Origin of the sequence: Aeromonas sp. FDAARGOS 1404 (genome assembly GCF_019047085.1) — a bacterium.
Lineage (GTDB): Bacteria > Pseudomonadota > Gammaproteobacteria > Enterobacterales > Aeromonadaceae > Aeromonas > Aeromonas veronii.
Map to the genome: position 1 here is coordinate 1,820,508 of NZ_CP077237.1, position 14,114 is coordinate 1,834,621.

The 14,114-nt window shown below is 62.0% G+C and carries 7 protein-coding genes; 2 read left to right on the forward strand and 5 right to left on the reverse strand.

All coding sequences use genetic code 11. The features are described from left to right. The first annotated feature begins 71 nt into the window (after positions 1-71). Complete coding sequence (locus I6L34_RS08425) at positions 72-1,172, forward strand: efflux RND transporter periplasmic adaptor subunit (protein WP_216956566.1); 1,101 nt, start codon at positions 72-74, stop codon at positions 1,170-1,172. Beyond that, complete coding sequence (locus tag I6L34_RS08430; protein ID WP_216956569.1) at positions 1,169-4,276, forward strand: efflux RND transporter permease subunit; 3,108 nt, start codon at positions 1,169-1,171, stop codon at positions 4,274-4,276. The genes I6L34_RS08425 and I6L34_RS08430 overlap by 4 nt, the downstream gene beginning before the upstream one ends. Here I6L34_RS08430 and I6L34_RS08435 read toward each other — a convergent pair. The 5 genes from I6L34_RS08435 to I6L34_RS08455 form a co-directional block, all read right to left on the reverse strand. Next, a complete protein-coding gene (locus I6L34_RS08435) occupies positions 4,261-5,388 on the reverse strand; it encodes a GTP-binding protein (protein WP_042053550.1) in 1,128 nt (375 codons plus the stop codon). The genes I6L34_RS08430 and I6L34_RS08435 overlap by 16 nt on opposite strands. 9 nt (positions 5,389-5,397) lie before the next feature. Further along, positions 5,398-6,792, reverse strand: coding sequence for a D-arabinono-1,4-lactone oxidase (locus I6L34_RS08440; RefSeq protein ID WP_216956572.1), 1,395 nt, complete (start codon positions 6,790-6,792; stop codon positions 5,398-5,400). A gap of 162 nt (positions 6,793-6,954) precedes the next feature. Next, positions 6,955-8,541 (reverse strand): EAL domain-containing protein, encoded by a 1,587-nt coding sequence (locus I6L34_RS08445; protein ID WP_216956575.1) that lies wholly within the window; start codon positions 8,539-8,541, stop codon positions 6,955-6,957. 280 nt (positions 8,542-8,821) lie between these two features. Next, complete coding sequence (acnB, locus tag I6L34_RS08450) at positions 8,822-11,419, reverse strand: bifunctional aconitate hydratase 2/2-methylisocitrate dehydratase (protein WP_216956578.1); 2,598 nt, start codon at positions 11,417-11,419, stop codon at positions 8,822-8,824. Between the two features lie 229 nt (positions 11,420-11,648). Then, positions 11,649-13,910, reverse strand: a complete 2,262-nt coding sequence (locus tag I6L34_RS08455; protein ID WP_058058643.1) for a patatin-like phospholipase family protein — start codon at positions 13,908-13,910, stop codon at positions 11,649-11,651. Positions 13,911-14,114: the final 204 nt, after the last annotated feature.

Consider the following 14,114-nt stretch of genomic DNA (forward strand, 5'->3'; position numbering starts at 1 on the left):
TGGACAGTCTAGTTTCGAAAAACTAGACTCACCGGTGTGATTTGATGTTATGTCAACCAGAGGATGATGTCATGACACTTTGCTTAATCCTGCTGGCGCTGTTACTGAGTGGCTGCAGCCCGGTCACAGAGTCAGAAGAAACACCCGCTCTGACCCGGGTGATCGCCCAGCCACTGCAGGCCAGCGATCACTACCCGGTGCTGCACCGCTTCAATGGCCGGGTGATCGCCCCCGAGCACAGCCAGATAGGCTTCGAGCAGGCAGGGCGGATCGCTACCCTGCACAAGGGACGCGGAGAGCCGGTCGCGGCTGGCGAACTGCTCGCCACACTGGATACCCGGCTGCTGGCAGTGGAAGCCAAAGAGCTGGCCGCCCGGGCAGCCCAGAACGAGGCCGAGCTGACTCTTGCCCGGCAGACGCTCGATCGACTCACCGCCCTGCGCCAGCAGCAGTTCAGCTCCCGTCAGGCGCTGGATGAACAGCAAGGCAAAGTCCGCATGCTGGAGGCAAGCGCCAACCAGCTGGCCGCCGCCCTCGAAGCCAACCGGGTCAAACAGGAGAAATCACAGCTGCGCGCCCCTTTCAACGGGATCGTAGTCAGCCGCGAGCAGGCGTTGGGGGCCGTGGTGGCCGCAGGCCAGCCTCTCTTCTCCCTGACCCGCAGCGGCCAGTGGGAGGCCGATATCGGCGTGCCGGTGAAACAGGCCGAGTCCCTGATCGTCGGCCAACACTACCCCCTGCAAAGCGGTGCGCAATCACTGGAGGGGCGCCTGCTTAATCTGGGGGTACAAGTGGACGGGCAGACCCACACCCGCACCGCCCGCTTCCAGCTGATCCGGGGCGGCGAACAACTGGCAGAGGGGCAACTGATCACCCTGCTGCATCAGACCCGCGAGCCCACCCGCGCTTACGAAGTGCCGCTCACCGCACTGACCCAGGGATTGCGCGGCAGCTGGACCCTCTACCTGCTCAACGACGAAACGCCACCCCGAGTGGTCAGTCGGGACGTCACCCTGCTGCAGCAAGATGGCGAGCGGGCCTGGATCAGTGGTGCCCTGAACGGACAAGAACAGCTGGTGACCGATGGCCTGCATAAACTGGTGCCGGGCCAGCAGGTCACCCTGACAACCAGCGTGGATCATCAGGCGGCGCATCCGGAGCCACAGTCATGATCCGCCCGTTTATCGAGAATGGCCGCCTGCTGCTGTTGACGGTCGCACTGCTGCTGACGGCCGCCCTTGCGGCATTGCAGACCCTGCCCAGAACCGAAGATCCCCAGCTCACCAGCCGTTTTGCCAGCGTGGTTACCCACTTCCCCGGGGCCAGCGCCGAACGGGTGGAAGCGCTGGTGAGCGAGCCCATCGAGAACCGGCTGCGGGCCCAGAGCGAGATCAAGCTGATCGAGTCGAGCTCTCGCCCCGGTCTCTCCATCATCAATCTGGAGCTCAAGGATGAGGTCAGCGATGTCGAGCCTGTCTGGTCCAGAGTCCGTGACCGGCTGGCAGATCTTGCCGCCGGACTGCCAGCCGGCGCCAGTGCCCCCAAGCTGGATGACGAGAAGGGCTACCCCTTCACCCGGCTGGTCAATGTGGTCTGGCGCGGGCCGGGCCAGCCGCAGCTGGATCGCCTCGCCCGCTACAGCGCCGAGCTGGAACGCCGGGCTCGCCAGCTGCCGGGCACCGAATACGTCGAGCGGGTCGGAGCACCGCAGGAGGAGATCGAGGTGCGGTTCGATCCCCTCGCCCTCAGTGCCAGCGGCATGAGTGGCGAACAGCTTGCCCAGGCGCTAAGCGGTGCCGATGCCAAAGTGGCCGCCGGGGAGTTGCAGGGCAGCCACAATCGCTTTCAGGTAGAGATCCGCGGCGCCCTCGATACCCTGGAGCGGATCCGCCAGATCCCGCTGCGTACCGGCGAGCAGGGCCAGACCCTGCGCCTTGGCGATCTGGCCGAGGTACGGCGTACCCTGCACCAACCGGAGAGCCAGCTGGCCTTTGCCAATGGTGAGCGGGCCGTGGTGGTCGGCCTGCGCATGGCACAGGATCACCGCATCGACCTCTGGTCGGCACGGGTCGATACCATGCTGGCCCAGCTGCAACAGGACTTGCCGGATAATATAGGCCTCGTCACCAGCTTCGATCAGCAGCGTTATACCGATCAGCGGCTCGACACCCTGCTCATCAACATTGTGCAGGGCTTCCTCATCATAGTGGCCGTGCTGCTGGTGACCTTGGGGGTCAAGGCCGCCATTATCGTGGCCCTGTCGCTGCCGCTTACCGTGGCGTTCTCATTCGCCTGCATGAACCTGATCAATCTGCCCATTCACCAGATGTCGGTCACCGGTCTGGTGGTAGCGCTCGGGATCATGGTGGACAACGCCATCGTCATGGCGGATCGGGTGCAGTATCAGCGCCGCCACGGCATGGCCATGAGTGCCGCCGCACTGGAAGCCATCGGCCACCTCTGGCTGCCACTGCTGGGCTCCACCCTCACCACCATGCTCGCCTTTATGCCGATCATTCTGATGCCGGGCCCGGCGGGCGAGTTTGTCGGCGGTATCGCCTGGGCGGTGATCTGTTCGCTGTTGGGATCCTACCTCATCGCCCACACCCTGGTGGCTGGCCTTGCAGCTCGCTGGATTGGCAGTGACCAGGGGGGACGCTGGTATCAGGATGGCTTGCACCTGCCCCAGGTGAGCGCCCGTTTCCAGCAGAGCATCGCCATGGCGCTGGCTCACCCCTGGCGTACCCTGCTGCTGGTCAGTCTGCTGCCCCTGATCGGTTTCTGGGTGGCGGGCCGCCTCACCGAACAGTTCTTTCCCCCTGCCGACCGGGACATGATCCACATCGAGGCCAGCCTCTCCCCACAGGCGAGCCTGGCGCGCACCCGCGAGCTGGCACTGGGGATCTCCGCCGAGTTGGCCAGCCTCCCCGAGCTGGTTCGCCAGGATTGGGTGGTGGGCGACAACGCACCCAGCTTCTACTACAACCTGGTCCCCAGAAAACAGGGGCGGGCCGATTACGCCCAGGGGATGATCACCCTGCAGGATGCCGATGCCGCCGAGCGGCTCATTCCACAACTGCAGCAGCGGCTCGATGCAAAATTTCCTGAAGCGCAGATCCTGGTGCGCAAGCTGGAACAGGGGCCGCCTTTCAATGCCCCGGTCGAGCTGCGGCTGTTTGGCCCCGACCTTGAACAACTACACCGTCTGGGAGAGGAGCTGCGCAGTCTGCTCGCCAATACCCCGGCAGTGGTGCAGACCCGCGCCACCTTGCAGGCCGGGGCCCCCAAACTCTGGTTGCAGGTCGATGAGGAGGCCGCCCGACTGGCAGGCATGAGCCTGACCGATGTTGCCTCCCGGCTGGCTGGCGCACTGGATGGCAGGTTGGGCGGCACTGTGCTGGAAGGCACCGAGTCAATCCCGGTTCGGGTGCGGCTGGCCGAGCCCTTGCGTCAGGATCCGGATGCGCTGCTCAATGTGCCGCTGTCGCTCACCGGCACCGGCCAGCAAGGGGCTGCCAATCTCACCTTGCGGGCACTGGCCACTCCCGAACTGCTGCCAAGCTGGGGGGAGATCAGCCGTCGGGATGGTGAGCGGGTCAATGTGCTGGAGGCCTATCTGGCGGTCGGCGTACTGCCGCAAACCGTGCTGGAGCAGGTCAAAGAGAGGCTGGCCACCAAGGCGCTGGCGTTACCGCCGGGCTATCGACTGGAGTTTGGCGGGGAAGCCGCCAAGCGGGATGAATCGGTGGGCAATCTGATGGCTCACGTCAGCCTGGTCGCCGTGCTGCTGGTGGCCGTGCTGGTGCTCAGCTTCAACTCGTTCCGGCTGGCAGGCATCGTCACCCTGGTGGCGATCCAGTCGGCGGGGCTCGGGCTGCTGTGGGTCTGGTTGCTGGGCTACCCCTTCGGGTTTACGGTGATCATCGCCCTGCTGGGACTGATGGGGCTGGCCATCAACGCCGCCATCGTCATTCTGGCCGAGCTGAAGGCAGACCCGCAGGCACAACAGGGCAATCTGCCGCAGATCCGTGACCTGGTGGCCGGTTGCAGCCGCCACATCGTCTCGACCACCATCACCACGGTGGGCGGCTTCATCCCGCTATTGCTGGGGGGCGGCGGCTTTTGGCCCCCCTTTGCCATCGCCATCGCCGGTGGCACAGCGCTGGCGACCCTGCTCTCGTTCTACTTTGTGCCGGTGGCGTTTGTGTTGTTCAACCGTCACCGTCCTGACCCGGTACAGGAGAGCTGCAACGCGCAAGATCAGTTGTCGGGCTGACCCAGCATGGCTTTGAGCCGCTCTTCCAGAGTGGGCTCGGGGGCCTTGAGGGTCGCCATAAAGAGCTGCTCGATACCGGCCTTGTCCTGACTCTTGACGATAAACACCAGTCGGGACTGGGCCTTGCCCTCCGGCCAGTCGCCCAGCGCCTGCAGCGGATAGAGCTGGCCGTGGACGCCGTGGATCACCACCGGCTGGCTCTCCCCCTCCAGCTGCAAGATCCCCTTGAGGCGCAGCAGGGCATCGCCATACTGCGCCTGCACCGCATCGATGGCGGCCAGCAGACGAGAGGGCTTGAGCGGCTCACCGATACGCAGGGAGAAACTCTCGATGTTGCCGTGCTCGAAGTGGGTGGGCGCAGCTGTGCCCACCTTGGCGGCGAACGGTTGCATCTTCGGCTGCATCGGTGACGCCAGCCCCTGCTTGGGGGATTCGGTGCGCAGCCAGGCCAGCAGCTGGCGCACATCGCGCCCCGCCGCTTCGTTGTAGGCGCCGAGCTTCTCCAGCACTGCTGGCGACAGTTCGCCATTGGTCACCTGCTGGATCGGGGCCGCCGGGTTGAGTGCAGCCAGCTGGGCTTCGACCCGCGCCAGCTGTTCGTCCTCCACCAGATCCCCCTTGCTCACCACCAGCAGATCCGCCAGCGCCACCTGCTTCACCGCCTCATACTGGGCCGCCAACTGCTGCTCGATATGACCGGCATCCACCACAGTGACGGTGCCATCGAAGCGGTAGCGCTGGGCGATAAAGCCCTCTTCCCTCAACGTGAAGAGCACGGGGGCCGGATCGGCGAGGCCAGTGGTCTCGATAATCAGCCGCTTGAACGGTTTGATCTTGCGCTGGATGGCCTTCATAAAGAGCCCCTGCAGCGCCTCCACCAGGGAGCCCTGCACCGAGCAGCAGATGCAGCCGGAGTCGAGCAGCATCACCTGCTCATCAACCTGCTGCACCAGATGGTGATCCAGCCCCACCGAGCCGAACTCGTTGATCAGCACGGCGCACTCGCCGAGCTCCGGCTGTTTGACCCAGTGGTTGAGCAAGGTGGTCTTGCCGCTACCGAGAAAGCCGGTCAGCAGGGTCACTGGGATACGGGTATCTTGCATATCGGTCATGTCAGCTCCTTACCGGTTGGCAAACAGGTCGCTGAGCCAGCGGTTTTCAAAGCGGCCGTGGGGGTCGAGCTCGGCTTTCAACGCCACGAAGTCGTTCCAGCGCGGCAGCAGGGCCGGGAAGTCGTAGAGATCCATCGCCAGATGCTTGCCGAAGTGGGGGATGCCGCCAAGCGGCGCCAGCAGTTGCTGCAGCTCGCGCATCTGCTCCATGGAGCCGTTGACGAAGGTGCCGTCCGCCGCCAGATAGACCAGAAAACCGATCCAGCAGACCGACTGGCCATAAGCGGCGCTGAGCCAGGCCTCGGAGGGGCCGGTACATCGCAGGATAAAGGGGTAGTGCAGCACGCCCGGGTTGGCCTGCTGCCAGGCCTGCAGGGTCTCCAGTGCCTCGTTCATGCGATGAAGCGGCACCGCCACCTCACAGTTGATCTGGGGGGCCGGGATCCCCTTGCAGAGGATCTGGTAGACGTTGCCCACCAGATCGGAGGCATCCTTGAAGCGGCGCACCGTCTCGAAGTGCTCACCCGCCAGCGCCTCATCCTTGGTGTCCTTCGCCATCTTCTGCAAAGTGGCATCTATGGTGGCGTTCATGCGGGCGTCGATATCGCCATCCAGCAGCAGCGGCTCGCTGCCGCCTGCGCGGTAGCGGGCCACCTCGTCATCGGAAGCGGGATCCACCAGCCAGATGTGGCTCTCGCCGGTCCAGGCAAACCACCAGCTTTTCACGAAGCTGTGCTCGCGGTTGAGCCGCTCGTTGTGCTCCAACAGGAAGGGGTAATCGGTGGTGAACTTGGTGCAGCGCATAATGCGGTTCGGTACGGTGCGCAGGGTGACGTCGAGCAGGATGCCGAGCATCCCCATCCCCATCACGAAGGCGCCGAAGCGCGGATCGGTGCGATCCACCCGGATGATGTCGCCACTGGCCAGCATCACCGTCATCGCCTCCACCGCATCGCAGAGGGCTGACTGGTGCAGCCCCTGGCCGTGGGTGCCGGTGCTGAGGGCGCCGCCCAGGGTCTGGATGCCGATAACGCCCGGGGATGCGGGCAGCATCCGCTCCATGGCGATCAGCTCGGCATAAACGATATCGAGTGGCGTCCCCGCCTGATAGGTCACGGTATCGGCAGTTTTCGCCAGCTGGCCGCGCAGGTGGTGCAAGTCCACCAGCAGCGCCTGACTGCCTTCGGCATAGACGCTGTGGATGGGTTCGAAAGAGAGGCCGGAGCCGATAAGACGCAGCTTGCGCTCGGGGTGTTCCCGCAGCAGCATTTGCAACTCGTCGCGGCTTTTCGGGCGCCACACCTGATCCAGCGCCCCGAGGGGATTGGTTCTCGACCAGTTGAACAGCACCTCCCGATTACCGATCGCCTTGATGCTGTGAAATGCCTGGAACTGAACCGTCATACCGCGCCTCATCTTTTACTGACGTCAAAATGAGCGCTGATTCTACCGAAAAGCGAGCCGCAAGGCATGAAAAACAAGCCCCTGCAGTCGAGGGGGGATAGGGAGAGAACACTTCCCTACCCAGCCATACAGGAGCGTGGCCGCCCGTCTGTCACCGATAGATCAGGTGGCGTTCGGGATGCCTCGTACCCCATCTGGCTGGCGGGTTTGTGCCTCTTCCGGCAGCAGCTCCTCGCAAAACTGGCGCAGCGGCATGGGGCGGGCAAACAGATACCCCTGCAGATAATCGACCCCTTTGGCCCTGAGGTAGTCAGCCTGACGCTCGCTCTCCACCCCTTCTGCCACCAGCGCCAGACCGAGCCGGGTCGCCAGATCGATCACGTTGTCCACGATATGTTCCGAGAGCGACTCGGTACCGATGCGGGCAATAAAGGATTTGTCGATCTTGAGGTAATCCACATGGAACTGCTGCAGGTAAGCCAGGCTGGAGTGGCCGGTACCAAAGTCGTCGATGGCGAGTTTGACCCCCATCTCGTCCAGCTGGCGGAACAGGGAGAGGGTCTGGGGATCTGACATCAGCAGCTCCCGCTCGGTCAGTTCCAGCACCAGTACCACCTTGCCGGGAACAAAGTGACCGAGGAAGGCGCGACACTCGGCCAGCAGGGCAAAATCGTGGCAATGGGCGGCGCTGATGTTGAAGCTGATATGAAACCCATCGGGCAACTGCTCCTGAGAGCGGTTCAACCGTGTCGCCACCTGCTTCATGATATGGGTGGTCATGGGGACGATCAGTCCCGACTCCTCCGCTTGCGGAATAAAGAGATCGGGCCGGATCACCCCTTCATTGACATGCTCCCAGCGCATCAACACCTCGGCGCCCATCATCTTGCCATCGTGGCTGGCAATCAGCGGTTGCAGATAGGGAACAAACTCCCTGGCCCGCAGGGCGCGTCGCAACTCATCTGTTGGCGAGCCGGGGCGCCCCAGCACCCACCACACCAGCCAGGCCAGCAAAAGCGAGGAAACCGCCAGCCACGACAGCGCCACATGCCGCGCGGCCCACAGCGACTTCCAGTAGACCGGCATGGCATAACCGGCAAGGATGGTGAAAGGATAATGGGATGAGGTAAGGACCTGGCTGATCCCGCGATGGAGGGTGGGCGCCTCGCTCAGATAACGGCCAGACTCATTGAGCCAGGCCGACCCCACCTGCAGATAGAGCGCACTGGATTTTCCGCTCATGGAGAGCATGAAGCTGAGCTGGGTACTGTCGATGGCGCTCAAGGCGGCATCCTTGCCCTGCTCGGTGCGCACTACCAGCAGCGGGTGATTTTGCCGCACCCGGTTGCCACTCATCAGCAGCAGCTTGCGGCCGGTGTAGATGGAGCCGTCATCGGCATCATTGGCCTCACCAAACAGCGAGGTGCAATTGATGATGCCGTTTCGTACCAGATTGACCGAACGCAGGAAGGGCTCGATGGCGACCTTCTTGCGCAGCACCAGCAGATTGTCGCGACAGGGAGCATTCACCAGAGGCAGCACGGAGCGATTAGCCTGCTCCGCATGATCCAGCATCGACTCCATCAGGGTTCTGGCCTTGTGGGCCGAGGCGCTGGATTCCGCTTTCAGCTCCTGCACATAATTGCTGTGGATGAGCCAAGCTCCCACCAGCAGCGGCAGGGTAAAGACCAGCAAGGCACCGCCGAAGCGTAACCCGGTTCGGGAGAGATCGATCCTGAACAGAAACATAAAGAACCACGCCGCAATTCGTCAGGCCTGCCAACGCAAGCACCCAGTGAACAGATATCCACTTTCCCTCGATAACGATGCCTCATCATTACCGCACATAACCGAACAACATAACCCAAAGCGTTTATAAAACGAACCACCAAACAGGTGGTTGGATCTCTCTAGCAAGGATCGTGCAAACAATCTTCAAAAAAGACGGTGAATAACACACAAATAAATAATGCCGCGTAAATACGCGGCATTATTGGCTTCTTATCGCGCAAATTGCGCAAGAACTCCGTTAAACGGCTTGCTGCAGGATCACCGCATCAGCCTTCTTGGTGTAGGAGGCGATCTCGTTGAAGTTGAGGTAGCGGTAAGTATCTGCCGCAGTGGCATCGAGCGCCTTGGCGTACTGCAGATACTCCGCCACGGTCGGGATCTTGCCGAGGATAGCGGCAACGGCTGCCAGCTCCGCAGAGGCCAGATAGACGTTGGCACCTTTACCCAGACGGTTCGGGAAGTTACGGGTGGAAGTGGAGACCACCGAGGCTCCTTCCGCTACCCGCGCCTGGTTACCCATGCACAGGGAGCAGCCCGGGATCTCGATGCGGGCACCGACGCGACCAAAGATGCCGTAGTAGCCCTCTTCGGTCAGCTGATCCTTGTCCATCTTGGTGGGCGGCGCGATCCACATGCGGGTCGGCAGCTCGCCCTGATACTTCTCGAGCAGTTTGCCGGCGGCACGGAAGTGACCGATGTTGGTCATGCAGGAACCGATGAACACCTCGTCGATCTTGTCGCCAGCCACGTCGCTCAGCAGACGGGCATCGTCCGGATCGTTCGGCGCACACAGGATTGGCTCCTTGATGGTGGCCAGATCGATCTCGATGATTTCGGCGTACTCGGCATCCTTGTCCGCTTCCATCAGCACCGGGTTGGCCAGCCACTCTTCCATCCCCTTGATGCGGCGGGTAATGGTGCGCACGTCGCCGTAGCCTTCGGAGAGCATCCATTTCAGCATCACGATGTTGGACTTCAGATACTCGATGATCGGCTCTTTATCCAGCTTGATGGTGCAACCGGCAGCGGAGCGCTCGGCACTGGCGTCAGCCAGTTCGAACGCCTGCTCTACCTTCAGGGTCGGCAGACCTTCGATCTCGAGGATGCGGCCGGAGAATATGTTCTTCTTGCCCGCTTTCTCGACGGTCAGCAGCCCTTTCTGGATGGCGGCATAGGGAATGGCATGGACCAGATCACGCAGGGTGATGCCCGGTTGCAGCTCGCCCTTGAAGCGCACCAGCACGGATTCCGGCATGTCCAGCGGCATCACGCCGGTGGCGGCGGCGAAAGCCACCAGACCGGAGCCCGCCGGGAAGGAGATGCCGATGGGGAAACGGGTGTGGGAGTCACCACCGGTACCCACGGTATCCGGCAGCAGCATGCGGTTCAGCCAGGAGTGGATGACGCCGTCACCCGGACGCAAGCTCACACCGCCGCGGTTCATGATGAAGTCCGGCAGGGTGTGGTGGGTCTGTACGTCGATGGGCTTCGGATAGGCGGCAGTGTGGCAGAAGGACTGCATGGTCAGATCGGCGGAGAAGCCGAGACAGGCCAGATCTTTGAGCTCGTCGCGGGTCATCGGGCCCGTGGTGTCCTGGGAGCCGACCGTGGTCATCTTGGGCTCGCAGTAAGTGCCCGGGCGAATGCCCTTCACGCCGCACGCCTTGCCCACCATCTTCTGGGCAAGGGTGAAGCCTTTACCGGTATCGGCCACCGGCTGCGGGCGACGGAATACGGTGGAGAACGGCAGACCCAGCGCCTCGCGGGCCTTGTCAGTCAAGCCACGGCCGATGATCAGCGGGATACGGCCACCGGCGCGCACTTCGTCGATCAGTACATCGGTTTTCAATTCAAACTGTGCCAGCACCTGTTCGGTGCCGTGTTTGCAGATCTTGCCGGCATAGGGGTAGATGTCGATCACATCGCCCATCTCCAGCTTGGAGACGTCCACTTCGATAGGCAGTGCGCCGGCATCTTCCATGGTGTTGAAGAAGATCGGGGCAATCTTGCCACCCAGACAGACACCGCCAGCGCGCTTGTTCGGCACGAACGGAATGTCGTCGCCCATGAACCAGAGCACCGAGTTGGTGGCGGATTTACGGGAAGAGCCGGTACCGACCACGTCACCCACGTAGGCCAGCGGGAAGCCCTTCTCTTTCAGGGCATCGATGGTCTTGATGGGGCCGACGGCGCCATCCTTGTCCGGAGTAATGCCGGGACGGGCGTTTTTCAGCATCGCCAGGGCGTGCAGCGGAATGTCCGGGCGGGACCAGGCGTCCGGTGCCGGCGAGAGGTCGTCGGTGTTGGTTTCTCCGGTCACCTTGAACACGGTGACGGTGATCTTCTCGGCCAGCTCCGGGCGGGAGAGGAACCACTCGGCATCAGCCCAGGACTGCATCACCTGTTTGGCGTGGACATTGCCCGCCTTGGCCTTCTCTTCCACGTCGTGGAAGGAGTCAAACATCAGCAGGGTATGGGAGAGCCCCTTGGCGGCAAGCGGCGCCAGAGTGGAGTGATCCAGCAGGTCGATCAGCGGTTGAATGTTGTAACCACCCTGCATGGTGCCCAGCAGCTCAACGGCTTCGGCGGCAGTCAGGATGGGAGAGTGGGCTTCGCCCTTGGCGACGGCGGTGAGGAAACCGGCTTTGACATAGGCCGCTTCATCAACACCGGGGGGAATACGGGAGGACAACAGCTCTTTCAGAAAGTCTTCTTCGCCAGCGGGCGGGTTCTTGAGAAGCGTTACCAGGGCGGCGACCTGCTCTGCATCCAGAGGTTTGGCAACCACGCCCTCGGCGGCACGTTCTGCGACGTGTTTACGGTATGTTTCAAGCACGACTAATTCCTCTTTGGTCTTTTTTTGGGGTTCGCCCACGCTCGCGGCGATCGTCCTTGCGGGACACCCCGTAGGGTGCTCCCCACTATATAAGTTTTAACGACTAATTAAAATCCAAACCCTGTTTACTTATTCACCACAAAATCGTAACCAATTAAACAGACTGGTATTTTTTGAAAATTAATTGAACGCCCTCAACCAGAGTTAACAAATTGGCATCATTTCAGCATTATTCGAACGTACTGCCCAATTGCAGATAGAAGACGTCATTGCCCCCCTCTGCCATGCCGTAGCCGAGGAACACAGGGCCAAGGAAGCTCTCCACCCCGACATAAACCGACCCGGCGGTGAAGGAGCTCTCCAGACTGATATCCTCACCCTTGTTCCAGACCCCGCCCTGCTCCAGAGATCCACCCAGATAGAGCGGCATCTTGAGGGCACCAAAGTCGTTGTCCGCCACCCGATAGATGTAGCGCAGGCCACCAAACAGGCTGTAGCGACCGCTCAGCTGGTAGCGCTGGAAACCTGAGAGGCGGAACAGCCCGCCCAGATCCTGAATATGCAGCGGCACCACCTCTTCACTGCCCGAGCCGCCCCCTTCGAGGATCAGGTTGAGGCTGTGCCTGTCCCATGACCAGGGCTTGATCATCGAGAGCTGATAATTCCAGCCTTCACTGAGGCCATCTGCTGACTCAAGTCCATCCACACTGACATGGGAGTGGCCCAGTTTCATGTCCCATTTCACCCCCTGATAGGGGAAATAGAGGCTATCCAGATTGTCGTGTTCAAAGCGGACATAGGGGCCCCACGCCGTGGCATCCATCTCCAGCCCCTTGAAGTTCTTCACATCAATCGTGCCCAGTTGTCCCTCCAGCCCCATCGACAACCTGCTCCAGGGCTGGCGGTTCCAGCCCACCGCCAGATCACCGCTGAAGAAGGAGTATTCGGAGTCGAGATAGCTTATCGAAACCATCTCGGGATCCGGATTGGGGAAAAACAGGCGGCGCAGGGTCTGGTCATAGGCCAGACTCGCCTCACCATAGAAGGTCTGGGAGGGTTCGAGCGGGGTATAGAAGTCGGTCTTGATATGTTTGGCCGTGCCCAGCGACGCCTCGGTCAGCCACTCGGCACCCCACTCGTTGACGTTGGTGAGGGTATAGGACATGCCGACGTTGTAGTTGGAGGTGTTCTCGAAGTCATCGGTGAAACCGAACTGGAAGTTGAGGTAGCCCGGCCCCCAGTTCTTCTCGCTGGCGTCCACCAGCAGCACGTTCTCCCCATCACGCTCCTCCACCTCATAGGTGATGCGGTCAAAGGACTCAAGGGCATAGAGGCGGCGAATGCCCGCCTCCAGACTCTCGTTGGTCTGCACCTTGTCAGGCCGCACTTTCAGCATGGCGCGCACCGTCTCGTCGGAGAGGCGCGACTTGTTGATGATCTCCACCTTGTCGATGAAGTAGGCGGGCTGACCGCTACGCTCGGCACGGCGGCTCAGCTTCTGGTTGCGATAGGCGTTGTACTGCGCCTTGGTGAGCGACAGTTTATCGAGTTGCAGCGACACCTTGTCAGCCGCCGTCTCACCGATCTTGATCCCCTCCGGCATCCGGGCAAAGTCGGCGATCCCCATATCGCCAAACTCGGGGGCGATCAGTATATCCCTGGGCCCCATCAGCGCCTTCTGCTTGTCGGTGCCCACCTGGGTCATGTAGGTGGTGAGCTGGTCGATCATCGCCAACCCTGACTTGAGGGACTCCCGGGTACGCAGCTTGGCACCGATATCCACCGCAATCACCACATCGGCCCCCATCGCCTTGGCGACATCCACCGGCATGTTGTTGACGCTGCCGCCGTCCGCCAGGATGTGCCCCTCCCACTCCACCGGCTTGAGGGCGCCGGGAATGGACATGGAGGCCTGCATCGCCTTGGCCAGGCTGCCGTGATCCAGTACAAAGGGGGTGACCGTCTCCATATCGGTCGCCATGGCGCGGTAGGGTATGGGGAGATCATCGAAACTCGCCTGCACCGGCAGGTTGGAGGTGGCCCCCCGCAGCAGGCTGGCCATGGATTGGCCCTGGAAGAAACCGTCCGGCAGCTGGGTGGTGTCGCCATTCACCCCTATGTCGGTGCGCAGTTGGTACTGCTCGTTCTGCTGCTTCTTGCGCAGCGACAGCTCGTCGCGGCCAACCTTGTCCTGATACCCCTTGTTCCAGTCGATGGCCAAGGTGGTGCGCTCCACCTCCTCGGCACTGAGCCCCATGGCGTACATCCCCGCCACATAAGAGCCCATGCTGGTGCCGACTATGATGTCGACCGGAATCCGTTTCTGCTCCAGTACCTTGAGGATGCCGATATGGGCCGATCCCTTGGCGCCGCCGCCGCTGAGCACCACCGCAATTTTCGGGCGTTCCCCCTGTGCCGCCACAGCCAGCAGCGGCATCGCCGCCAGCATCACCAAAAGCAGACGGGTCCATCCCGCACCTAAGCTGCGCATCATATTTTCCATATTATTCAGAGGGTCAGTCACCAAGGATGGCCTCTACTATAAGGGGCCCGGCAGTTAGCGCAACCGTCAATCCGCATCCCGCCTGTGCAGCATGCCGACGGGGCAAGCCGCCGCCCCTGTGAGCGCAAACGTAATCCGCAAATAAAGGGCTGCAAGCCTCATGGGTAGCGCCGCGCTGCCGCTAATATGAGC

Coding starts and splice junctions, on each gene's coding strand:
- I6L34_RS08425 (WP_216956566.1), top strand. CDS start 72: ATGACACTTTGCTTAATCCTGCTGGCGCTGTTACTGAGTGGCTGCAGC.
- I6L34_RS08430 (WP_216956569.1), top strand. CDS start 1,169: ATGATCCGCCCGTTTATCGAGAATGGCCGCCTGCTGCTGTTGACGGTC.
- I6L34_RS08435 (WP_042053550.1), bottom strand. CDS start 5,388: ATGACCGATATGCAAGATACCCGTATCCCAGTGACCCTGCTGACCGGC.
- I6L34_RS08440 (WP_216956572.1), bottom strand. CDS start 6,792: ATGACGGTTCAGTTCCAGGCATTTCACAGCATCAAGGCGATCGGTAAT.
- I6L34_RS08445 (WP_216956575.1), bottom strand. CDS start 8,541: ATGTTTCTGTTCAGGATCGATCTCTCCCGAACCGGGTTACGCTTCGGC.
- I6L34_RS08455 (WP_058058643.1), bottom strand. CDS start 13,910: ATGCGCAGCTTAGGTGCGGGATGGACCCGTCTGCTTTTGGTGATGCTG.